The 22253-nt window shown below is 61.8% G+C and carries 16 protein-coding genes and 1 pseudogene; 12 read left to right on the forward strand and 5 right to left on the reverse strand.

Going from position 1 to position 22253, the window contains the following annotated elements; genetic code table 11:
- Nucleotides 1–9 precede the first annotated feature (9 nt).
- Complete coding sequence (gene gyrB / locus HB780_RS25780; RefSeq protein WP_183690328.1) at nucleotides 10–2445, forward strand: DNA topoisomerase (ATP-hydrolyzing) subunit B; 2436 nt, start codon at nucleotides 10–12, stop codon at nucleotides 2443–2445.
- A 69-nt stretch (nucleotides 2446–2514) separates the two neighbouring features.
- On the opposite strand, the gene HB780_RS25785 is transcribed toward gyrB, so the two are convergent.
- Both HB780_RS25785 and HB780_RS25790 read right to left on the reverse strand, forming a co-directional pair.
- Nucleotides 2515–3114: a nitroreductase family protein gene (locus HB780_RS25785; protein WP_183690330.1), complete on the reverse strand. Its 600-nt coding sequence runs from the start codon at nucleotides 3112–3114 to the stop codon at nucleotides 2515–2517.
- 84 nt (nucleotides 3115–3198) lie between these two features.
- The gene (locus HB780_RS25790; protein ID WP_183690332.1) at nucleotides 3199–3498 is read right to left on the reverse strand and encodes a DUF2218 domain-containing protein; all 300 of its coding nucleotides are present in this window, start codon (nucleotides 3496–3498) and stop codon (nucleotides 3199–3201) included.
- 218 nt (nucleotides 3499–3716) lie between these two features.
- On the opposite strand from HB780_RS25790, the gene HB780_RS25795 reads away from it, so the two are divergent.
- From HB780_RS25795 to HB780_RS25845, 11 genes and pseudogenes are all read left to right on the forward strand, one after another.
- Nucleotides 3717–5135: a pyridoxal phosphate-dependent decarboxylase family protein gene (locus HB780_RS25795; RefSeq protein ID WP_183690334.1), complete on the forward strand. Its 1419-nt coding sequence runs from the start codon at nucleotides 3717–3719 to the stop codon at nucleotides 5133–5135.
- Nucleotides 5136–5266: 131 nt separating this feature from the next.
- Complete coding sequence (locus tag HB780_RS25800; RefSeq protein WP_183690336.1) at nucleotides 5267–6109, forward strand: fumarylacetoacetate hydrolase family protein; 843 nt, start codon at nucleotides 5267–5269, stop codon at nucleotides 6107–6109.
- Between the two features lie 287 nt (nucleotides 6110–6396).
- On the forward strand, nucleotides 6397–7674 hold the full coding sequence (gene phaZ, locus HB780_RS25805) for a polyhydroxyalkanoate depolymerase (RefSeq protein ID WP_183690338.1): 1278 nt from the start codon (nucleotides 6397–6399) through the stop codon (nucleotides 7672–7674).
- 158 nt (nucleotides 7675–7832) lie between these two features.
- Nucleotides 7833–8279 carry a DUF2852 domain-containing protein gene (locus HB780_RS25810; protein ID WP_183690340.1) on the forward strand — a complete coding sequence of 149 codons (447 nt, stop codon included), beginning with the start codon at nucleotides 7833–7835 and terminating at the stop codon, nucleotides 8277–8279.
- 90 nt (nucleotides 8280–8369) lie between these two features.
- Nucleotides 8370–9131, forward strand: coding sequence for a M48 family metallopeptidase (locus HB780_RS25815; RefSeq protein ID WP_183690342.1), 762 nt, complete (start codon nucleotides 8370–8372; stop codon nucleotides 9129–9131).
- A gap of 90 nt (nucleotides 9132–9221) precedes the next feature.
- Nucleotides 9222–9889 (forward strand): annotated as a pseudogene (locus tag HB780_RS25820) (phosphoribosylanthranilate isomerase).
- A gap of 2 nt (nucleotides 9890–9891) precedes the next feature.
- Nucleotides 9892–11106, forward strand: coding sequence for a tryptophan synthase subunit beta (gene trpB / locus HB780_RS25825; protein ID WP_183690344.1), 1215 nt, complete (start codon nucleotides 9892–9894; stop codon nucleotides 11104–11106).
- A gap of 10 nt (nucleotides 11107–11116) precedes the next feature.
- Nucleotides 11117–11956, forward strand: a complete 840-nt coding sequence (gene trpA, locus HB780_RS25830) for a tryptophan synthase subunit alpha (protein ID WP_183690346.1) — start codon at nucleotides 11117–11119, stop codon at nucleotides 11954–11956.
- Nucleotides 11957–12066: 110 nt separating this feature from the next.
- Nucleotides 12067–12978, forward strand: coding sequence for an acetyl-CoA carboxylase, carboxyltransferase subunit beta (gene accD / locus HB780_RS25835; protein ID WP_183690348.1), 912 nt, complete (start codon nucleotides 12067–12069; stop codon nucleotides 12976–12978).
- Nucleotides 12979–13020: 42 nt separating this feature from the next.
- Nucleotides 13021–14364, forward strand: a complete 1344-nt coding sequence (locus HB780_RS25840) for a bifunctional folylpolyglutamate synthase/dihydrofolate synthase (protein WP_435693891.1) — start codon at nucleotides 13021–13023, stop codon at nucleotides 14362–14364.
- Nucleotides 14365–14389: 25 nt separating this feature from the next.
- Nucleotides 14390–15004 (forward strand): hypothetical protein, encoded by a 615-nt coding sequence (locus HB780_RS25845; protein WP_183690350.1) that lies wholly within the window; start codon nucleotides 14390–14392, stop codon nucleotides 15002–15004.
- Between the two features lie 95 nt (nucleotides 15005–15099).
- Here the strand turns inward: HB780_RS25845 and trxA are convergent, their stop codons facing one another.
- The 3 genes from trxA to addB all read right to left on the reverse strand — a co-directional run bounded on the left by trxA (nucleotide 15100) and on the right by addB (nucleotide 22252).
- The gene (gene trxA / locus HB780_RS25850; protein ID WP_183690352.1) at nucleotides 15100–15426 is read right to left on the reverse strand and encodes a thioredoxin; all 327 of its coding nucleotides are present in this window, start codon (nucleotides 15424–15426) and stop codon (nucleotides 15100–15102) included.
- Between the two features lie 75 nt (nucleotides 15427–15501).
- Complete coding sequence (gene addA, locus HB780_RS25855; protein ID WP_183690354.1) at nucleotides 15502–19068, reverse strand: double-strand break repair helicase AddA; 3567 nt, start codon at nucleotides 19066–19068, stop codon at nucleotides 15502–15504.
- Nucleotides 19061–22252, reverse strand: a complete 3192-nt coding sequence (addB, locus tag HB780_RS25860) for a double-strand break repair protein AddB (RefSeq protein WP_183690356.1) — start codon at nucleotides 22250–22252, stop codon at nucleotides 19061–19063. The genes addA and addB overlap by 8 nt, the downstream gene beginning before the upstream one ends.
- Nucleotide 22253: the final 1 nt, after the last annotated feature.

Here is a 22253-nt window from a genome sequence, read left to right on the forward strand (position 1 = left end):
CTTCAATAAATGACCGACATATCCGTAACCGAAAACGACGGCAATGCCGAGTATGGCGCAGACAGCATCAAGGTCCTCAAGGGTCTTGACGCCGTGCGCAAGCGCCCCGGCATGTATATCGGCGATACGGATGACGGTTCCGGCCTGCATCACATGGTTTATGAAGTCGTGGACAACGCCATCGACGAGGCGCTCGGCGGCCATGCCGATATCGTCACGGTGACGCTCAATCCCGACGGCTCGGTGACGGTCACCGACAACGGTCGCGGCATCCCGACGGATATCCACACCGGCGAAGGCATTTCGGCGGCGGAAGTCATCATGACCCAGCTCCATGCCGGCGGTAAGTTCGACCAAAACTCCTACAAGGTCTCCGGCGGTCTGCACGGCGTTGGCGTCTCCGTCGTCAACGCTCTGTCCGTCTGGCTGAAGCTGAAGATCCGCCGTCAGGGCAGGATCAATGAAATGAGCTTTACGCACGGCGTCGCCGATGCGCCGCTGCGGGTGACGGGCGATGCCGGCACCGAGACCGGCACCGAAGTCAGCTTCATGCCGAGCACGGAAACCTTCACCATGACGGAGTTCGACTATAGTACGCTGGAGCATCGCCTGCGCGAGCTCGCGTTCCTGAACTCCGGCGTCCGCATCCTGCTCACCGACAAGCGTCATTCCGACGTCAGGCAGGAAGAGATGCTCTACGACGGCGGCCTTGAGGCTTTCGTCAAATATCTCGACCGCGCCAAGAAGCCCCTGGTTGATAAGCCTGTCTCCATCCGCAGCGAAAAAGACGGCATCACCGTCGAAGTGGCGATGTGGTGGAACGACAGCTACCACGAAAACGTACTCTGCTTCACCAACAACATCCCGCAGCGCGACGGCGGCACGCATATGGCCGGCTTCCGTGGCGCTCTGACGCGCCAGATTACTTCCTACGGTGAGTCATCGGGCATCACCAAAAGGGAAAAGGTGACGCTGACCGGCGATGACTGCCGCGAAGGTCTGACGGCGGTGCTGTCGGTGAAGGTGCCGGACCCGAAATTCTCGTCGCAGACCAAGGACAAGCTGGTCTCCTCCGAAGTCCGCCCCGTGGTCGAAAGCCTCGTCAACGAAGCGCTCGGCACCTGGCTCGAAGAACATCCGGCTGATGCCAAGGTGCTGGTTGGCAAGGTCGTCGAAGCCGCCGCCGCCCGCGAAGCCGCCCGCAAGGCGCGCGAACTGACCCGGCGCAAGGGCGCACTCGATATCGCATCGCTGCCCGGCAAGCTCGCCGATTGCTCCGAACGCGACCCGGCTAAGTCTGAAGTCTTCCTCGTCGAGGGTGACTCGGCGGGCGGTTCGGCCAAGCAGGGCCGTTCGCGCGAAAACCAGGCGATCCTGCCGCTGCGCGGCAAGATCCTCAACGTCGAGCGTGCCCGTTTCGACAAGATGCTGTCGAGCCAGGAAATCGGAACGCTGATCACAGCACTCGGCACCGGCATTGGCAAGGACGAGTTCAACCCCGACAAGCTGCGCTATCACAAGATCATCATCATGACGGACGCCGACGTCGATGGCGCCCATATTCGCACGCTGCTGCTCACCTTCTTCTTCCGGCAGATGCCAGCCCTCATTGAGCGCGGCCATCTCTATATCGCTCAGCCGCCGCTCTATAAGGTGACGCGCGGCAAGTCCGTTCAGTACGTGAAGGATGAGAAGGCGTTCGAGGAATATCTGATTGGCCAGGGTCTGGACGATGCCAGCCTGCGGCTCGGCACCGGTGAAGTCCGCGCCGGCGTGGATCTGCACGAACTGATCTCCGATGCCCTGCGCCTGCGTACGCTGCTTGGCAATCTGCATTCGCGCTACAATCGTGCCGTTGTCGAGCAGGCGGCGATTGCCGGCGCTCTCAACGCCGAACTCGTCAGCGATCCGGCGCGTGCCGAGGGTCTGGTGAACGATGTCGCCAGACGGCTGGATATGATTGCCGAGGAAACCGAACGTGGCTGGAGCGGTACTGTGACCAGCGAAGGCGGCCTGCGTTTCGAACGCATGGTGCGTGGCGTCAAGGAAGCCGTTGTTCTCGACATGGCGCTGATCGGCTCGCAGGACGCGCGTCTGATCGATCAGGTTGGCTCGCGCCTCAAGGAAGTTTACGACCAGCCGCCGAAGCTGGCGCGCCGTGATGGCGAGACCGAGATTTCCGGCCCGGGCATGCTGCTGGACGCAGTCTTTGCCGCCGGCCGCAAGGGCCTCACGATGCAGCGTTACAAGGGTCTCGGCGAGATGAATGCCGAACAGCTCTGGGAAACGACGCTCGATCCGAACGCTCGCTCGCTGCTGCAGGTCAGGGTTCCCGACGCGACCGATGCCGATGGCCTGTTTGCCCGGCTCATGGGCGACGAGGTCGAGCCGCGGCGCGAGTTCATCCAGGAAAATGCGCTGAACGTCGCCAACCTCGACATCTGATTGTCGGAATACCGACGAATGAAAAAGGCCCGCCTGATTTTCAGGCGGGCCTTTTTATGTTGAGATCAATTACTTGGCGATGAAAGTACCGTTGAAGGCAACTTCGGAAAGTGGCTTGCGGTCGTTCGGGGTTTCGCGTTCCTGGAGCTTTTCCGGAAGCTGGCTCTTGTCGCCGATTTTGCCGATGGCAACGGCCGTCTCGACGCGGAAGCCTTCGGGAATGCCGAGAACCTCATAGGATTTCTCGACATGGAAGCCGCCCATGCCATGGGCTGCGTAACCAGCCAGGTGCGCTTGCAGCGCCAGGAAACCCCAGGCCGTACCGGCATCGAAGGAGTGGCTGTAGCTGGGCTTCTGCTCGGCGGAGCCAAGTTCGCCGCTATGCGTGCGCGAGACGACAAAAAGCAGGGCGGCGGCCGACTTGGCCCAGCCCTGGTTGAAGTCGATCAGCAGGCTCAGAAACTTGTCCCAGTTTTCCGAGCCGCGCAGCGCGTAGACGAAGCGCCAGGGCTGCACATTGGAGGCGGACGGCGCCCAATGGGCGGCTTCCAGAATGGTCAGCAGGTCGGCTTCCGGCATGGTTTCGTTGGAATAGGCACGCGGCGACCAACGGTCGAGGAAGAGCTTGTCGATCGGATATTGCGATTCGCGGTGGTTGCTGGACGTCATGAGAGGTCTTTCATCTGAAGGAGGCTGTCGCTGACCACTGGGAGTGGGTCGGGGCGACAAACCCTGGGGGGGTACGCGGGAAATCTATACCTTGCTCGCGTCAGCAGTCCAGACCACGTCGAGCTCCTCGCGGAAGGCGAAGCGCTTCAGGTGATCGGCCACGACGGTCTGCATGCGGTCGATGTCCTGCGGATTTTCGACATGCAGGGTCATCAGCAATGCGGAGGCATCCGCCTTCAGCTCAAGCGAGGTCTCGGGGTTGAAAGGCACCTTTCCGGCGGTCTCGTTGAATTCAATGGTGAATTTGTGGCTCCAATGCTTGCAGAGCTGCTGTAGATAGCGGCTGGCATGGTCGGTTTTCACGGAGGAAACGGAGGTGGGCATGCGGCACTCCAATAACTGGAATTTGAAGGACAGGTTTTCTTACATAGTCGTATCCGGCTTTGCCAGGTAGATAGTCTGCTTCAACATTGCGTTATTTCGGGGAGATCCTATCCCGAATCATGCCGATCGGCTCAATGCTGGACGCATCTTTCTGATACTCGACCATCTCGTAAAACCGGTCTAAGGTCCGCTCGCTTCGGTGGAACGGGGAGGTCGTCATGGACTGGGAGGAGTTTCGGCGCTGGTCGGAGAAGGCGGCGGATTGGGGTGCGGATTATCGTGCATCGCTGCGCGACCGGCCGGTCAGGGCGCAAACGGCGCCCGGCGAAATCGCGGCGCATATCGCTGATTTTCCACCAGAATCCGGCGAACCCATGGAGGATATCTTCAAGGATTTCGAGGATATCCTCGTGCCCGGCATGACCCATTGGCAGCATCCGCGCTTCTTCGCCTATTTCCCCGCCAATGCGGCTCCGGTTTCGGTTGTCGCCGAGTATCTGGTCAGCGCCATCGCCGCCCAATGCATGCTCTGGCAAACCTCGCCGTCGGCCACCGAGCTGGAAACCAAGGTGGTTGACTGGCTGCGCCAAGCCCTTGGTCTGCCTGACAGTTTTACGGGCGTCATCCAGGACTCCGCCTCGACGGCGACACTCGCGGCTGTGCTGGTCATGCGCGAAAAGGCGCTGGATTGGCAGGGCAACAAGCAAGGCCTCACGGCAAACAAGACGGTGCGGATCTATTGCACGGATCAGGTTCATACCTCGATCGACCGCGCCATCTGGATCTCCGGCATCGGCGCGGACAACCTTGTTCGCATCCCTTCAATCGGCCCGAACAGTGCCATGGATGCGCAGGCGCTTGCGGCCGCGATCGAGCGGGACCGTGCTGCGGGCCTGCTGCCGGCCGGCGTGATCGCCTGTGTCGGCGGCACCAGCATCGGCGGCTGCGACGATGTTGCGGCGGTTGTCGATGTCGCGCATGCTCATGGTCTCTATGTGCATGTCGATGCCGCCTGGGCCGGTTCGGCGATGATCTGCCCGGAATTCCGGACGCTATGGCAAGGCGTCGAGCAGGCCGATTCCATTGTCTTCAATCCGCATAAATGGCTCGGCGCCCAGTTTGATTGCTCGGTCCAGTTTATCCGTGAGCCGGAATCGCTGGTGCGGACGCTGGCGATCCATCCGGAATTCCTACGCACCCACGGTCATGACGGCATCACCAATTACTCCGAATGGTCGGTGCCGCTTGGCCGCCGTTTTCGTGCGTTGAAACTTTGGTTCCTGCTGCGTTATCATGGACTTGAAGGCTTGCGGACGATGATCCGAAACCATGTCACCTGGTCGCAAAATCTGGCCAAGCGCCTGGCGGCGGAGCCGGATTTCGAGATTGTCACGGAGCCGTTCCTGTCGCTGTTCTCCTTCGATCACAAGGCGCCAGCCGGCGTCGATCAGGAGAGCCATACTCAGCGCCTTGTCGCCGCCATCAACAATGACGGCCGTATCTATCTGACGCAGACGCGGGTCGCCGGCCGGCTTGTCATCCGTTTTCAGGCCGGCCAGTTCGAGACCACGGCGGAAGATATCGATGTGGCCTTCGCGACGATTGTTGAGATTGCGCGATCCTTGCCGACGACATAGGAAAAGCTGTTGTTCCGGCGCGGCCAAACAGGACGTGTTATGCTCCGAAATCGATTGATGACACTGGTGAATAATTCGTTCATATATGGTGAAATCAATCTCGTCTTTTAAAATGCAGGGAAGGAAGACCTATGAAATTGTTGCGTGTTGGCGCGGCCGGCAAGGAAAAGCCGGCGCTTCTGGATAGCGATGGCAAGATCCGCGATCTCTCCGCGCATGTCGCCGATATCGGTGGCGAGGCGATTTCGCCCGCGGGCCTCGCGAAGATCGCCGCGCTCGATCCGAAGAGCCTGCCGGAATTGGCAGAAGACCGCATCGGCGCCTGCGTTGCCGGCACCGGCAAGTTCATCTGCATCGGCCTGAATTTCTCCGACCACGCTGCCGAAACCGGCGCGACGGTGCCGCCAGAGCCGATCATCTTCATGAAGGCGACCTCGGCCATCGTCGGCCCGAACGACAATGTGCTGATCCCGCGCGGCTCGCAAAAGACCGACTGGGAAGTCGAACTCGGCGTCGTCATTGGCAAGACTGCCAAATATGTCAGCGAAGCCGATGCGCTGGATTATGTCGCCGGCTATTGCGTTTCGCACGACGTCTCCGAACGTGCCTTCCAGACCGAGCGTTCCGGACAGTGGACCAAGGGCAAGTCCTGCGACACCTTCGGCCCGATCGGCCCCTGGCTCGTCACCAAGGACGAAGCCGCCGATCCGCAGAGCCTCGGCATGTGGCTGAAGGTCAATGGCAAGACGATGCAGGATGGCTCGACCAAGACCATGGTCTATGGCGTCGCCTATCTGGTTTCCTATCTCAGCCAGTTCATGTCGCTGCATCCGGGTGATGTCATCTCCACCGGCACGCCTCCCGGCGTCGGCATGGGCATGAAGCCACCGCAGTTCCTGAAGGCCGGCGATGTCGTCGAGCTCGGGATTGAAGGCCTCGGTTCGCAGCGCCAGACGTTCTTGGCCGACGCCTGATAATCGGTGCGTTAAGGTTTTGAGACCATTCTGGATGCCGGGGAGCCTGTTCCCCGGCATTTTTGCTGGTTGGTGCGACGCAAAATTTATATTGCTTCGCAGCAAAAGATGCTATCTTGGCTCAAAGGATGAGGACCACGCGTGGGGAGCGGTCGTTATCTGATTGTGCAGCGTGTCCGGGAGCACGTTGCGGAGGACGCAGTAACGCTTAAAGGCGCATTTAAGCTTTCCGGAAATCGCTGATTTTCGAGGCTTAGCACCAGCTTCTCGAGAGGAGACGCTTTCCGATGTTTTATCAGCTTTATGAACTCAATCATGCCGCCCTCGCGCCGTTCCGCGCCGCCGCCGACATGATGCGCCTGGCCTATGCCAATCCGCTCAATCCTGTCTCCCATACGGTGCTTGGCCGCACGATGACGGCAAGCCTCGAGATGTTCGAGCGCACCACGCGGCGATATGGCAAGCCGGCATTCGGGCTCCCTGAAACCCAGATAGGCGGCAAGCCGGTCTCGGTCCATGAAAAGATCGTCTGGAAGAAGCCCTTCTGCAATCTGATCCATTTCGAGCGCAGCCTGCCTGCCGGTCATGTCAGCGATCCGCGTATCCTGATCGTCGCGCCGATGTCCGGCCATTACGCGACGCTGCTGCGCGGCACCGTCGAAGCGCTGCTGCCGGGCGCCGATGTCTACATAACCGACTGGATCGATGCCCGCATGGTGCCGATGACCGAGGGCACCTTCGATCTGGAGGATTACATCGACTACGTCATCGAGATGCTGCACCATCTCGGGCCGGATACCCATGTTGTCGCCGTCTGTCAGCCTTCCGTGCCGGTTCTGGCCGCAGCCGCGGTGATGGAAGCGGCCGGTGACCCACTGTCGCCTGCCTCGATGACGCTGATGGGCGGTCCGATCGACACGCGCATCAATCCGACGGCGGTCAATCAGCTCGCCAAGGACAAGCCGCTGGAATGGTTCGCCGACAATGTCGTCATGAATGTGCCCTGGCCGCAGCCGGGCTTCATGCGTCCGGTCTATCCCGGCTTCCTGCAGCTCTCCGGCTTCATGTCGATGAACCTCGACCGGCACATGATCGCCCACAAAGAGTTCTTCGTGCACCTCGTCAAGAACGACGGCGAGCCGGCGGAGAAGCATCGCGATTTCTATGACGAATATCTGGCGGTCATGGACCTGACGGCGGAATTCTATCTGCAGACCGTCGATGAGGTCTTTATCAAGCATGCGCTGCCGAAGGGCGAGCTGATGCATCGCGGCCAGCGCGTCGATCCCGCGGCGATCCGCAATGTGGCGCTGCTGACGGTCGAGGGCGAAAACGACGACATTTCCGGCGTCGGCCAGACCGGGGCGGCGCAGACCATCTGCACGAATATTCCCGACGACATGCGGATGCATTACCTGCAGCCCGATGTCGGCCATTACGGCGTCTTCAACGGTTCACGCTTCCGCCGCGAGATCGCGCCGCGCATCATCGCCTTCACCCGCGAGCACGCGCGCAGCGGCAAGCCGGTCGTCAAGCGTGTGATCAAGGGCGGCAAATCCGCCTGAGATCGCAAAGAATTAGCTTTTGCTGAATTATTGAGCTTGAATCAAAGGCTTGCTCGATTTCCCCGGCAAATACCATTGAAGGCTCATGACGAGGTAACCATCTCGATTCCAGCGGTTCGGCATGTGGTCGAACCGACTTACTGCGAGGATACCTCACGATGAACCAGTCAGCATTGCTTCGCCCGGATTGGACTCCGGCCACCATTGCTCTGATGGTGCTTGGCTTCGTGGTCTTCTGGCCGCTAGGTCTCGCCATGCTTGCCTATATTCTCTTCGGCGAACGCCTGAGGGATTTCAAACGGGATGTGAACCAGAAGGCCGACGGCATGTTTAATGGCTTCTCCGGCTGCGGTCGCAACCGTGGCCGTCATCGCGCTCATTTCACCACCGGCAACGTCGCCTTCGACGACTGGCGCCGGGCAGAGCTGGAGCGCCTCGACGAGGAGCGCCGCAGGCTCGATGAAATGCGTGCCGACTTCGACACCTATGCCCGCGAGCTTCGCCGCGCCAAGGATCAGGACGAGTTCGACCGCTTCATGCGCGACCGTAACAACGTCAAGCGCAATGACGACAACGGCCCGGCTCCGGAATTCAAGACGCCGTAGTCGACAGCCAGCTTTCCGACAAAACCGGCATCCAACGATGCCGGTTTTTCTTTGCCAGAAACCCGTGCGAATCGTATAAAACTGCTCTTCATGTTTCCGCTTCTGTCCAGATCCCGCCGATCCGCTCCCCAGCCGCCTGCGCCGGAAACGCGCACGCTCGAGGTTGCCGGCCGGCTGATGCCGCTGACGATCCGCCAGAACGAGCGGGCGACACGGATCACGCTTCGCATCGAGCCCGGTGGACGGGCGCTGAAGATGACCATTCCACGCGGCCTTGCGGCGCGCGAGGTCAACGCCTTCCTCGACCGGCATCAGGGCTGGCTGCTCACCAAGCTCGCTAAATTCTCCACTGAAAGCAGCCTGCGCAGCGGCGGCGAAATCCTTCTGCGCGGCATCCGCCATCGCATCGTGCATACCGGCACCCTGCGCGGCCTGACTGAGGCGACCACTATCGACGGCGCACCGGTGCTGCGCGTCAGCGGCATGCCGGAACATGCGGGCCGGCGCATCGCCACCTTCCTCAAGAAGGAGGCCCGTGCCGATCTGGAAAGACTGGTGGCTGTGCATGCGGGAGCGATCCGTGCGCCCGTCTCCTCGATCAGCATGAAGGATACCCGCAGCCGCTGGGGATCCTGTTCGTCGGAGGGAAATCTGAGCTTCTCTTGGCGCATCGTCATGGCGCCGCCGCTGGTGATCGATTATCTCGCCGCCCACGAGGTCGCGCATTTGCGCGAAATGAACCATGGCCCGCGCTTCTGGGCGCTCTGCCGCAAGCTCTGCCCTGACATGGACGAGGCCAAGGCCTGGCTGAAGCGCCATGGCAGCCACCTGCATGCGATCGATTTCGATTGAGCCATATTCGGCCCCGTAGGAGACGCGTAAAATTCCCAGTCTGTCGCCTTTAGGCTCGACTCTTTCTAATTTTCATGTCACTCCGCTGCCATGAACCCCGATATCAAAATTTGCGGTCTGAAAACGCCGGAAGCTATGGATCGTGCGCTTGAGCGCGGTGCCACGCATGTCGGTTTTATCTTTTTGAAAAAAGCCCCCGCTATATCGAGCCGGATCTTGCCGGCAAGCTTGCCGAGCGCGCTCGCGGCAAGGCAAAGATCGTTGCGGTGACCGTCAATCCGACCAATGACGATCTTGATGAGATCATCTCGCTGGTGCGTCCGGATATCCTCCAGCTTCACGGCAATGAAAGCCCGGAGCGTGTGCTGACGATCAAAGCGGTCTATAATCTGCCTGTTATGAAGGCCATGTCGGTGCGTGACGCCGACGATCTGAAGCGGGTCGAAGCCTATATCGGTATTGCCGACCGCTTCCTGTTTGACGCCAAGCCGCCGGCCGGTTCTGAGTTGCCGGGCGGAAACGGCGTGTCCTTCGACTGGAGCCTGATGAGCTGGCTCGACGATAGCGTCGACTACATGCTGTCCGGCGGCGTGAACAAGGACAATTTCGCCCAGGCACTGGCATCCACCAAGGCCACGGGCATCGATCTTTCTTCCGGCGTCGAAAGCGCGCCCGGTGTGAAGGATCCGAAGAAGATCGACGAATTTTTCGACGCTGTTGCAGAAGCATGCCTGCCGGAACCGGCAGCAGGGAGTTAAGAGTGAACCAGACGCCAAAGCTGAATTCCTTCCGCGCCGGTCCCGATGAGGACGGCCGTTTCGGTATTTATGGTGGCCGCTTCGTCGCTGAGACGTTGATGCCGCTGATCCTGGACCTACAGGCGGAATGGGAAAAGGCGAAGAACGATCCGGCTTTCCAGGCCGAACTGACGTCGCTCGGCACCCATTATATCGGCCGCCCGAGCCCGCTTTATTTCGCCGAGCGTCTGACGGCCGAGCTTGGTGGCGCCAAGATCTATTTCAAGCGCGAAGAGCTGAACCATACCGGCTCGCACAAGATCAACAATTGCATCGGCCAGATCCTGCTTGCCAAGCGCATGGGCAAGACTCGCATCATCGCCGAGACTGGCGCCGGCCAGCATGGCGTTGCCTCGGCAACCGTTGCCGCCCGCTTCGGCCTGCCCTGCGTCGTCTACATGGGCGCGACCGATGTCGAGCGTCAGGCGCCGAACGTTTTCCGCATGAAGCTGCTGGGCGCCGAGGTTATTCCGGTGACGGCCGGCAGCGGCACGCTGAAGGACGCCATGAACGAGGCGCTTCGCGATTGGGTCACCAATGTCGATGACACCTATTACCTGATCGGCACGGCCGCCGGCCCGCATCCCTATCCGGAAATGGTCCGCGATTTCCAGGCCGTGATAGGCACCGAAGCCAAGCAGCAGATGCTGGAAGCCGAAGGCCGCCTGCCGGATCTCGTCATCGCAGCTGTTGGCGGCGGTTCGAACGCGATCGGCATCTTCCATCCCTTCCTCGATGACGAAAGCGTCAAGATCGTCGGCGTCGAAGCCGGCGGCAAGGGCCTGCAGGGCGACGAGCATTGCGCCTCGATCACCGCCGGTTCGCCCGGCGTGCTGCACGGCAACCGCACCTACCTGTTGCAGAACAGCGACGGCCAGATCAAAGAGGGACATTCGATTTCGGCCGGCCTCGACTATCCCGGCATCGGCCCGGAGCATTCCTGGCTGAACGATATCGGCCGCGCCGAATATGTGCCGATCATGGACCACGAGGCGCTGGAAGCTTTCCAGACGTTGACGCGACTTGAAGGCATCATTCCGGCACTTGAGCCGAGCCACGCGCTTGCCGAAGTCATTAAGCGCGCGCCGAAGATGGGCAAGGACGAGATCATCCTGATGAACCTCTCCGGTCGCGGCGACAAGGACATCTTCACCGTCGCCAAGATTCTGGGAATGTGAGTTAGACACCATGACCGCACGTATGGACAAACGCTTCGCCGCTCTGAAGGCTGAAGGCCGCCCGGCACTCGTCACCTATTTCATGGGTGGCGATCCCGACTACGACACCTCGCTCGGTATCATGAAGGCGCTGCCGGAAGCCGGCGCTGACGTCATCGAACTCGGCATGGCCTTTTCGGATCCCATGGCCGACGGCCCGGCGATCCAGCTTGCCGGCCAGCGTGCCTTGAAGGCCGGCCAGACGCTGAAGAAGACGCTGCAGCTCGCCGCCGATTTCCGCAAGACGGACGTCGATACGCCGATCGTGCTGATGGGCTACTACAATCCCATCTATATCTACGGCGTCGAGACCTTCCTCGATGACGCGATCGCCGCCGGCATTGACGGCCTGATCGTTGTCGACCTGCCGCCGGAAATGGACGACGAGCTCTGCATCCCTGCGATCCGCAAGGGCATCAACTTCATCCGTCTGGCGACGCCGACTACTGACGAAAAGCGCCTGCCGACCGTGCTGAGAAACACATCCGGCTTCGTCTACTATGTCTCGATGAACGGCATCACTGGCTCGGCCCTGCCGGATCCGTCCCTGGTGTCCGGCGCCGTCAAGCGCATCAAGCAGCATACCGATCTGCCGGTCTGCGTCGGCTTCGGCGTCAAGACGGCTGAGCATGCGAAGGTCATCGGCGGTTCCGCGGATGGCGTGGTCGTCGGCACGGCGATTGTCAACCAGATCGCCACCAGCCTGACCAAGGATGGCAAGGCCGGCCCCGACACTATTCAGTCTGTTGCGACGCTGGTGCGAGGCCTGTCGACGGGAACGCGCTCGGCGCGCCTTGTTGCCGCCGAATAGTTTCCCCACATAGGCTGGACCCTTCGATCGGAAACGGTTGAAGAAAAGGCCTATGGGCATTAGGTGACGACTACGATATCGATTAATTCAGTCGATCAGGAGTTTTCGAATTGAACTGGATCACCAATTACGTCCGCCCGCGGATCAATTCTATGCTGGGCCGCCGCGAAGTACCGGAAAATCTCTGGATCAAGTGCCCGGAGACCGGCGAGATGGTCTTCCACAAGGATCTGGAAGATAACAAGTGGGTCATTCCTGCCTCCGGCTTCCATATGAAGATGCCGGCCAAGGCCCGCCTTGCCGATCTTTTCGACAAGGGCGAATACGAAGCCTTGCAGCAGCCGAAGGTCGCGCAGGACCCGCTGAAGTTCCGCGACTCGAAGAAATACACCGACCGTCTGAAGGACAGCCGCATCAAGACCGATCAGGAAGACACGATTGTCGCCGGCGTCGGAAAGGTTCGTGGCCTGAAGCTCGTGGCCGTCGTCCATGAATTCAATTTCATGGGTGGCTCGCTGGGCATCGCTGCCGGCGAGGCGATCGTCAAGGCGTTTGAGCGTGCGATTGCCGAGAAGTGCCCGCTGGTGATGTTCCCGGCTTCGGGTGGCGCCCGTATGCAGGAAGGCATTCTGTCCCTGATGCAGCTGCCGCGCACGACGGTTGCCGTCGACATGCTGAAGGAGGCCGGCCAGCCCTATATCGTCGTCCTGACCAACCCGACCACGGGTGGCGTCACCGCCTCTTACGCCATGCTCGGCGATGTCCACCTGGCGGAGCCGGGCGCGGAGATCTGCTTTGCCGGCAAGCGCGTCATCGAACAGACGATCCGCGAGAAGCTGCCCGAAGGCTTCCAGACCTCGGAATACCTGCTTGAGCACGGCATGGTCGACATGGTCATCAAGCGCCATGATATCCCCGATACCCTGGCGACGCTTTTGAAGATCCTGACCAAGGCTCCGGCAAATGATGTGTCCGCGAAGAGCCTGAACGGCGCAGCAGCGCCGCTGGTGGCGAACGGCTGACCTGAAGCGGATGGCCGAAAGGCGGAGGTGCGGGTGACGGCGATGGATCAATCCGCAGTGAGCGAGGCAGCGCAGGAAATCGCCAAGCTGATGGGGTTGCACCCCAAGGGCTACGATCTCTCGCTGGACAGGATCACCCGCCTTCTCGACATCCTCGGTAATCCGCAGAACAAGCTGCCGCCGGTGATCCATGTCGCTGGAACCAACGGCAAGGGCTCGGTGACGGCCTTCTGCCGCGCGCTTCTCGAAGCGGGCGGCTACAGCGTGCATGTCCATACCTCGCCGCATCTCGTCAACTGGCATGAGCGCTACCGCATCGGCGTCAATGGCAGCCGTGGCGAGCTGGTTGACGACGCGGTCTTTGCCGAAGTGCTTCGGCGTATCGCCGATGCCAATGGCGGCGAGAAGATCACGGTATTCGAGATCCTGACAGCGGCGACCTTCATCCTGTTTGCCGAGCATCCGGCCGACGCCGCAGTCATCGAAGTTGGCCTCGGCGGTCGTTTCGACGCGACCAATGTTATTTCCGAGCCGGCCGTTTCGGTGATCATGCCAATCTCGCTCGATCACCAGCCCTATCTTGGCGACCGGGTCGAGCTGATCGCCGCCGAAAAGGCGGGGATCATGAAGGCCGGCCGGCCTGTCGTCATTGGTCATCAGGACCATGATGCGGCTCTCGACGTACTGGTATCGACCGCCGAGCGGCTGCGCTGCCCGACCGCCGTCTTCGGCCAGGACTTTTCTGCCCATGAGGAATATGGCCGACTGGTCTATCAGGACGAATTCGGCCTTGGCGACCTGCCGCTGCCGCGCCTGCCGGGCCGGCATCAATATGCCAATGCCGCCGCCGCCATCCGCGCCGTCAAGGCCGCAGGCTTTGTCGTCACCGAGACGATGATGGAAAAGGCGATGATCTCGGTCGAATGGCCGGGTCGCCTGCAGCGCCTGACAGAGGGCGAGCTGTTGCCGTACGCTCCGGAAGGCGCGGAAATCTGGGTCGATGGCGGTCACAATCCCGGCGCCGGCGAGGTCATTGCCGAAGCTATGGCCAGTTTCGAGGAGCGTCAGCCGCGCCCGCTATTCCTGATCATCGGCATGATCAACACCAAGGATCCCCTAGGCTATTTCAAGGCATTCACGGGTCTGGCGGAAAAGGTCTATTGCGTGCCGATCCGTGGCAGCGAAGCGATGATCGATCCGGTCATCCTGGCAAATTCGGCCTATGACGCCGGCCTGGTGGCCGAGCCCATGTTGACGGTCCGCCAGGCGCTGGACGAAATCCGGGAACTGGCCGTACCCAACATGCCCGCTCCGCGCATCCTGATCGGCGGCTCGCTCTATCTCGTCGGTGATGTCCTTGCCGACAACGGCACGCCGCCGAAGTAACAAATACGGCTTGCGAGGAGGCTAAATGAAGAAGGGCGTTCTCAACACCTGGTATCTGCCTCTCGTTACCATTGGCGCATTGTATCTCGGTTTAGCCGCTCCAGCCCAATCGGCTCCTTCCACAGCAACGCCGCCGCCTCCGACCGCCGTGCAATTGCACAGCGCGATGGAAGCGGTAAAGTCGGGTGTTCCCCGGATTGCGGAGTTTCCCGGTTGTCTGCCAGCTTTTCAGCGGCCGGAAAATGTGCGGCTCTGCGTCCTGAAATTACAGGGCTCCTATGATGGCTTTCAGGAAATCCCATTCCGCTTTTCCAAAGGCCATTGGGCGGTTCTGCTGGACAAGACAGGAAAGCCAGCGGAGACGAGCGCGGCCTGCGCTCCGGTCACTGTTGCCCAAAGTGCGCTTCGCCGGCTGCGCGGTGACGACAATCTGAGAGTGACTGGTGAGGTCGACGATGGCGAAGGCAATTTCACCGATCGGCGCGGCACCAATCGTGATCGTCAGGGAGCTTATCGTCTGATGTGCCGTTATGAGGTCGCAAAAGGTGCGGGCCAAAAGGAACTCGTCATTGCCTATGTTTGGTACGATGGATCGCAATATCTCATCGATGCGGACGTAGAGGTTTGGGACGACAATTGATCTATCGGGCGATGAGCCACCTTTGCAAAGCAGTTGAGCCCAACAAAAAAGCCCGGACAAACCGGGCTTTTTGATTCATATCAGTCGATACCTGATCAGGCGGCGGCAGCGCCTTTGATCCAGCTTTCCAGAGCTGATTTCGGAGCGGCGCCAACCTTGATGTCGGCGACTTCGCCGGCCTTGAACATGGCAAGCGTCGGGATCGAGCGAACACCGAACTGGGCAGCCAGTTCCGGGTTCTCATCGATGTTGAGCTTGGCGATCTTCACCTTGCCTTCGAACTGCACGGAGAGTTCATCGAGCGACGGGGCAATCATCTTGCACGGACCGCACCATTCGGCCCAGAAATCAACGATGACAGGCTCTGCGGAGTTAAGAACTTCGGAGGCGAAGTTAGCATTATCGACTTTTACGGTAGCCATAGGCTGCTCCTTTACCGGGATTTGCGGTTGGAATGTATGTGAGGGTACGGTGCCTCATTTTCAATGTTCGGTATTTCACTTTGTCTTGAGCTCCGCAAGCGTCAATGCTAGCGCCTCGCCGGACAGCGTGTGGATCGAGGCATTCTCGGTATAGACGAGCACGCAATCGATACGCTTGCCCGGATAGAGCGGCGAGAGGATCTCGCGATAGATGGCAAGCTGCGCCCGATGAGCGAAGGGAATTTCCTTTGCCGAGCGTGGAGGCACCCGGTTGGTCTTGTAGTCGAGGATGACGACGCGGTCGTCGAGCACGGTCAGCCGGTCGATGCGGCCGGAGACGGCATAGGCCTGGTCATCGAGTGTCAGCGTGCCCATGATCGAGACTTCGGCCTGGGCATGGGCGCTGAAAACGCCCTGCAGTTCCGAGTGCGATAGCAACGCCATCACTGAGCCGAGCAGCGCATCGCGTTCTGCCTGCGGCCAGAAGCGTGCGGCCCGTTCGGCATAGCGCCGCGCTGCCTCGGCGCGATCCGCTGGCGCGATTTCCGGCAATGTCTGCAGCATGCGGTGGATGAAGCGGCCCTTTTCCAGCGAGCGATCCGACTTGGCCTTCTCGGTGAACAGCGGCGAGGCGACGAGCAGATTGTCAGCTTCGTCGTCGATGACGGTGCCGGCGCCGGAAGGGCTGAGCGGCCGAGGCAGGTTTCGCTGCGGCGGCAGCGGTCGGCTGAGCCCGACGGGTAGCGCGCCACGGTCGATGGCTTTTTCCGCTTGCTCCATACGCTCGAAACTGCGCTCGACCTGGGTGACGCGCCAGCTCAATCCCTGCCACTCGCCATCCGGCCCGGAGAAACTGACGGGCGTGCAGCGCTCGCCGTCCTGGCGCAGTGCCGCGGAAATCATGGCGTGCCATGTATCGGCATTCTCACGGATGCCGCGATAGCCGCAGATGATCAGCCGGTCGGCGGCGCGGGTCATGCCGACATAGAGCAGGCGGCGATATTCCTCTTCCGTCAGCGATTGCAGTCTGGCTGTATCGGCCTGCGTCAATGAATTGGCGAGCGCCGAGACCGGCACCCAGACCGGCAGCGGGATGTCTTGTTTGCCGGTCTCGATCAACCGCATCTTCGGCAGGTGCGTATGGGTGAAGGCCTTGCCGCCGCCATCGACGAGGAAGACGATCGGCGCTTCCAGGCCCTTGGAGGCATGCACGGTCATGATCCGCACCTCGTTGCGGCCCTTGTCCTGCTCGCGCTTCACCGTCGGCGCTTCCAGTTCTAGCGTCGAGACGAAGGACTGCAGGCCCGGCAGGCCGGAGGTCTCGTGGTCGAGCGTGAAAGTCAGGAATTCATCGAGGATATCGCTGACCTCGGTGCCGAGCCGCGCCAGAAACTGCCGCCGGCCGCCGAAGCTGCCGAGCACGCGGGCATAGAAATCATGAACGGACAGGCTTTTCGACAAAGCGAGGAAGGTTTTCAGCCGGTCGACCGCATATCGGAACCGCTCATTGCCGTCATCGGCAAATTTCTGCAGGTGGGTCCACACACTTTCATTGCTGTCGCGAAGGGCCGCGACGGCAAAGACGTCGTCTTCACCGAGATCAAACAGCGGACTTTTCAAAAGAGCAGAGAGCGACAGGTCATCTTCCGGCAGCAGCAGAAAGCGGCCAAGCGCTAGCAGATCCTGAATGGCGATATGGGTGGTCAGCACCAGCCGGTCGGCGCCGGCCACGGGGATATTGTTGCGTCGCTTCAGCGCCCGGGTCAGCGCATTGACGAAGCTGTCGCGCTTGCGCACGAGCACGAGAATGTCGCCGGCCTCGATGAAACGGGCCTTGCCCTTGTCGATGATCGTCTCGCGGCCAATGAGATTGCCGATCGTCTGCGCCATGCGCCGCGCCAGGATCGCCGCCGGCGCGCTTTCCGGCGTCGAATCGAACGGTGCCGTCCAATCCTCTTCCTTCGCCGCCGGCTCCGGCGCGATCATCTCCCAGAGATCGACGGCGCCGGGATGGCCGATGCGGCTTGAGCGATGCACGACCGGCTCGTCGACGGCGCTCAGCCCGCGGGCATTTTCGGGCGCGGTGAAGACATGATCGACGGCGGCGAGCACATCGGCTGTCGAGCGGAAGGAGAGCGGCAGGCGGATCGAGGAAAACTGCTGGCCGCTGGTTGCCACCCGCCGCCGTGTCCGGTCGCTCTCCTCGGAGAAACGTTCGGGCCGCGCACCCTGGAAGGAATAGATTGACTGTTTCTCGTCGCCGACCGCGAAGATTGTCCGCAGCGTCTGCCGCGCGCTTTCACCGGAGAAGAAATCCTCCGCCAGCGACTGGATGACGCTCCATTGGATCGGGCTGGTATCCTGCGCCTCGTCGACGAGAATATGGTCGATGCCCTGGTCGAGCTTGTAGTGAATCCAGGGGCCGACATCCTTCTTGGTCAGAAGATCGGCGGTGCGGGTGATCAGGTCTTCGAAGTCGAGCTGACTGCGGCGTTTCTTCAGCTCTTCATAGTCGCGGTTCAGCCGGTCGGCCAGAACGAGCGCCGCGCGGGTGGCGCGATACATCCGCATCAGCTTCAGTCTGTCGCGGCAGGTAACGACATGAGCGCGGGCGGTGGCTACCGCTTCGGCAAGTGCCGGCGCATCCGCCAGCATCGCCTTGACGAAGAACTGGCTGTCGGATTTCGGCTCGCCCTTGCCGGTCAGCATCACCTTTTCGAGGATGTCCGCCCGGGCGACCGGATTTACCTCGCGCTTGGCGAGACGCAGCCCGTAGGCAACCTCTTGCGCCTTCGCGCCGCCTTTCTCGTCGGCAAGCGTCAGATAAAGCTCCAGCGTCGCGCCGGAAAGGCCGGGCAGCGGCCAATATTGCTCCGCGATGCCGGCTTCCGTGTCATCGGCGGAAAGACCAAGCCGGGCGAGCAGCACGGCGTCGATGCCGCCTTTCCGCTCTGCATCCGTGGTGAAGCGTCGGATGGCGTTGCGCTTGGCGACAATATCGCCAAGCAGCGTCTCCAGGCCGGATTCATCGCCGAGATCGAGAACATAGGAAAAGGCCTCCGCAAGTTCGGCATCCCGCTGCGGCGTCGTTGCCGTCAGCAACGAGCGACGTGCGTCTTCCAGCAGGGTCGCGGCTGCGCGGTCGTCGAGAACGGAGAAATGGCCGGCGACATTGGCCTCCAGCGGAAATTGATGCAGCAGCGCCTCGCAGAAGGCGTGGATCGTCTGGATCTTCAGCCCGCCCGGCGTTTCCAGCGCCTTGGCAAAGAGCCGCCGGGCCTCGGCGAGCTTGAACAGATCCGGCTCCGCGCCCTCGATCTCGGTAATCCGCGTTTTAAGCTCTTCATCCGACAAGGTTGCCCAGGCGGCCAGCCGGTCGAAGACGCGGTTCGACATTTCGGAGGCGGCGGCCTTGGTATAGGTCAGGCAGAGAATGGCCGAAGGCCGCGCGCCGTCGAGCAGCAGGCGGATGACACGCTGTGTCAGTACATGCGTCTTGCCGGAACCGGCATTGGCCGAGACCCAGGCGGAGCGCTCGGGATCGGAGGCGATGGATTGCTGCACCGTCGTCCAGCCGATCCAGGCGCCGGCATCGTCGCTCTCGGGCAGGGCGGCCAGTTCGCTTACGGGAAGATCACTCATCGCCGCCGCCTTCCTGCTCGGTCTCCGCCGTCGACCATTCCGAGACGCGGGCGAGGTGATCGTAATCGCCGCCATATTCGAATTGCTGCGCCGGGATCAGCCGCGAGGAGAAGCCCTTTTCGCCGGATTGCAGCAGGGAAACGAATTTCACGAGCTGGTCCATCGATTCCTGCGCCAGATCCAGAGCCGATTTCGTTTCCGTCTTGCCGCCACGGCTCGAGAGCTCGTTGTTGACCTGATCGACCTTGAAGCGATCTCCGGGTCTCAGCCGCACGTAAAGCAGGTTTTCCGGGACGAGTGCGTCGATATCGCGGAAGGCGCCGGCCTTGAGCGCATAGGCTTCCAGCGCCAATTGCGGATCAAGCAGCGTGCGGGCCTGCGCCGGCGAGGGATTGTAGCCGGTCTTGTAGTCGATGATATCGGCAGCCTTGCCACCCTTGAAGTCGATGCGGTCGGCGACGCCGGTGAGCCGGATGCCGATCGGTTCGATCTGGACGCCGGCCGGCACTTCCGTTGCCGTCCTGCGGATCTCCGGCCGTCGCTCCGCTTCCCAGATAAGGAAGGCACGCGCGACTTCGCGGAAGCGCGGCCGCCAGACGCTGTCGATATGAACGGGCAATTGTTCCGCATCGAACAGCTCGGTGAGAATACAGTCCATAGCCAGCGATGCATCCGGCGTGCCGGCGATATGGCCCTCGCGAATGAAGCGGTCGATGATCTTGTGATAGAGCGTGCCGCGTTCGGCCGGGCCGGGATCGCGGTTGAAGGGATCGATCGGGTCGAGCCGCAGCACGCGCCGGGCGTAGATCGCATAGGGGTCGCGGCGGAGACGGCCAACCTCGCTGAAGGAATAGCTTTTCGGCTGCAGCTCGGCGGGCGGTCTTGGTGCCGGTCTTTGCGCCGGAGTCTGATTTTCACCCTGGTCGATCATCCCGGCCCAATGACGATATTGATCGCCGCGCGCCTTCAATTCGCTGGAAAATGCCTTGCCGCCCAGCGCCATCAGCCGCTGCAGCCAGCGAGAGGCCACGGTCGGGGTCGAACCTTGACGCAATGCGCGCGAATAGATCAGGTCGCGCGTGCCGTTCGCCATTTCGAAATCGTGGGCAAGTTGGCCGATGCGCCGCTCCGGCGGCTCCAGGCCGATCTCGGTTTTCATCGTGCGGGAAATGAAGGGGTTGTTGGCGGTCTGGCCGGGCCAGGAGCCTTCGTTCAGCCCGCCGAGGATCAGCGTATCGACGCTCTGCAGGCGTGCTTCCAGCGTACCGAAGATGAACAGGCGCGGATGGCTCAAGGCGCGTGGCTTGACCGCCTGGCCGGCGCAGAGCGCCGCCATGATATCGATCCATTGCGGCCCGTCCGCTTCCAGCTGCCCGTCGGTATCGATGATTTCCTTCAGCAGGCTGGCGAGCGTATCGCCTGCCTCGCCGGACCAGAGTGCGGCCAGATCGCCGCGCTCGTCGGCGGCGACGGCTTCCAGCGCCCGGCCGGTGCGCTCGGCCCATTCGGAAAGGGTGGGGAGGCCGTCAGGTGATTGCTGCGAAAGCGCGGATGCCAGGGGCTCACATGCCCTGGTGACTTGGCGTGCCAGTTCGCGCGCCCGGTCCACCGCTTCGGGGGCCAAGGATTTGCGCCATTGCGGCGCGTGGCGGCTTTTCGCTTGTTCGGCAAGCTGGCGGTCGAGCAGCGGTTCCAGCGCGCCGATGTCGACATCGGCAATGCCGCCCCTGAGCGCCAAGATCTCCAGCGCATCGACGCCGAGTTGCAACGCGTCCTGCGGAAGGCTGAAACGGGCAAGGGGGTGCTTGAGCAGCGAAACGATGGCGACGGGATCGCCGGGGCGCAGCGTCGCTTCGAGCAGCAACTGCAAGAGCGCGCCCTGCGGCGTGGCGGTCAGCGGCGTGCCGGCTGAATCGTCGGCGGTGATGCCGAAGCGCGCCAGCTCCGCCGTCACCCGCCGCGCCAGATTACGGTCCGGCGTGATCAGTGCCGCCTGGCTTTCGCCGCCATCCCGTCCCGGCTTTTCCAGCGCCAGACGTAAGGCGATGGCAATCGCCGTCGCCTCCTCGCGCTCGTTTGCCGCCTCGATCAGGGCGACATCGGCAAAGGCATTGGCGATCATGTCGGAGCCAAGTGTTTGCTGCCACGCGCCCCAGCCGCTGGTCGCCTTTGCCGGCGCCAGGGCGCGCGACAGGATCTCAGCGCGCATCTGCATGTCCCCGGTCGCCTCGGCGATGGCTTCGACATCGCTGCGGGGCGTGTGCAGCCGCTTCAACAGCAACGACAGGCCATATTGCGAATGGCTGCGCGTCGTCGGATCGACCCTTTCGCCGATGCCGGTTTCCGGTGCCACCAGCTGCCAGTCCTCTTCCGGCATTGTGAGATCGAGCCCCGGCAGGACGATCACCCCTTGCGGCAGGGAGGCGACAGCCGCGATCAGCTCCGCCGTTGCCGGCACCGAACCGGTCGAGCCGGCGATGATGATCGGGCCGGCATGCTGCATGGTGGCGATCCGCTGCGCCTCGGCGCGCAGAATGGCGTTGCGGTGCCGGGCGGGCGAGGACTTGCCGAGTTCCTCCAGCCGCGCCGGCCAGAAGGCGCTGGCAATCTGCAGGAATTCGGCGGTCAGTTGCCACCAGAGCGCATGGTCGTCGGCGCTGAGATCGGCAAGGGCTGCCCAATCGCGATCTTCGGTCTCGATGGAATCGATGAGTTCTGCAAGATTGCGGGCGAGCCAGATGGCATCCGCCGGGCTTGCGGGGGCAACCAGCGGCGAGTCCGAATGGATGTCGCGCACGATCTGCGGCAGCTTGTTGCGCCAGGCAAGGATCAGCCGTGCCAGCTCCAGCAGGCGGGCGGTATTGGCGAGCGGCTGCGCCAGATCCGCAGTCGCCGGCAGCGTCTCCTCGAAATAGCCGCTGTCGTCGTCGGTCTCGCCGAGCGGACGGATCACCGGCAGGATGGCGGAGCGGCCGCCGAGCAGATCGACGAATTCCGAACGCAGCACGCGCGCCGCGCGCCGTGTCGGCAGGAAGATCGTGACCTTGGCGAGCGACAGCGGATCGCTCGGATCATGGCGGAAATGCTCGGTCAGCCGGCCGTCGCAAAGGGCGCTGGCAAGGGTCTTCAGGAAGGGCAGGCCCGCCGGGATCGTCAGGATGCGTTGCCGGTGCCCACTCGTCATC

Source organism: Rhizobium lusitanum, assembly GCF_014189535.1.
Taxonomy (GTDB): domain Bacteria; phylum Pseudomonadota; class Alphaproteobacteria; order Rhizobiales; family Rhizobiaceae; genus Rhizobium; species Rhizobium lusitanum_C.

What these genes read in the sequence shown, in the direction of transcription:
- gyrB (WP_183690328.1), top strand. Translation starts at nt 10, where the DNA reads ATGACCGACATATCCGTAACCGAAAACGACGGCAATGCCGAGTATGGC.
- HB780_RS25785 (WP_183690330.1), bottom strand. Translation starts at nt 3,114, where the DNA reads ATGACGTCCAGCAACCACCGCGAATCGCAATATCCGATCGACAAGCTC.
- HB780_RS25790 (WP_183690332.1), bottom strand. Translation starts at nt 3,498, where the DNA reads ATGCCCACCTCCGTTTCCTCCGTGAAAACCGACCATGCCAGCCGCTAT.
- HB780_RS25795 (WP_183690334.1), top strand. Translation starts at nt 3,717, where the DNA reads ATGGACTGGGAGGAGTTTCGGCGCTGGTCGGAGAAGGCGGCGGATTGG.
- HB780_RS25800 (WP_183690336.1), top strand. Translation starts at nt 5,267, where the DNA reads ATGAAATTGTTGCGTGTTGGCGCGGCCGGCAAGGAAAAGCCGGCGCTT.
- phaZ (WP_183690338.1), top strand. Translation starts at nt 6,397, where the DNA reads ATGTTTTATCAGCTTTATGAACTCAATCATGCCGCCCTCGCGCCGTTC.
- HB780_RS25810 (WP_183690340.1), top strand. Translation starts at nt 7,833, where the DNA reads ATGAACCAGTCAGCATTGCTTCGCCCGGATTGGACTCCGGCCACCATT.
- HB780_RS25815 (WP_183690342.1), top strand. Translation starts at nt 8,370, where the DNA reads ATGTTTCCGCTTCTGTCCAGATCCCGCCGATCCGCTCCCCAGCCGCCT.
- trpA (WP_183690346.1), top strand. Translation starts at nt 11,117, where the DNA reads ATGACCGCACGTATGGACAAACGCTTCGCCGCTCTGAAGGCTGAAGGC.
- HB780_RS25840 (WP_435693891.1), top strand. Translation starts at nt 13,021, where the DNA reads ATGGATCAATCCGCAGTGAGCGAGGCAGCGCAGGAAATCGCCAAGCTG.
- HB780_RS25845 (WP_183690350.1), top strand. Translation starts at nt 14,390, where the DNA reads ATGAAGAAGGGCGTTCTCAACACCTGGTATCTGCCTCTCGTTACCATT.
- trxA (WP_183690352.1), bottom strand. Translation starts at nt 15,426, where the DNA reads ATGGCTACCGTAAAAGTCGATAATGCTAACTTCGCCTCCGAAGTTCTT.
- addA (WP_183690354.1), bottom strand. Translation starts at nt 19,068, where the DNA reads ATGAGTGATCTTCCCGTAAGCGAACTGGCCGCCCTGCCCGAGAGCGAC.
- addB (WP_183690356.1), bottom strand. Translation starts at nt 22,252, where the DNA reads ATGACGAGTGGGCACCGGCAACGCATCCTGACGATCCCGGCGGGCCTG.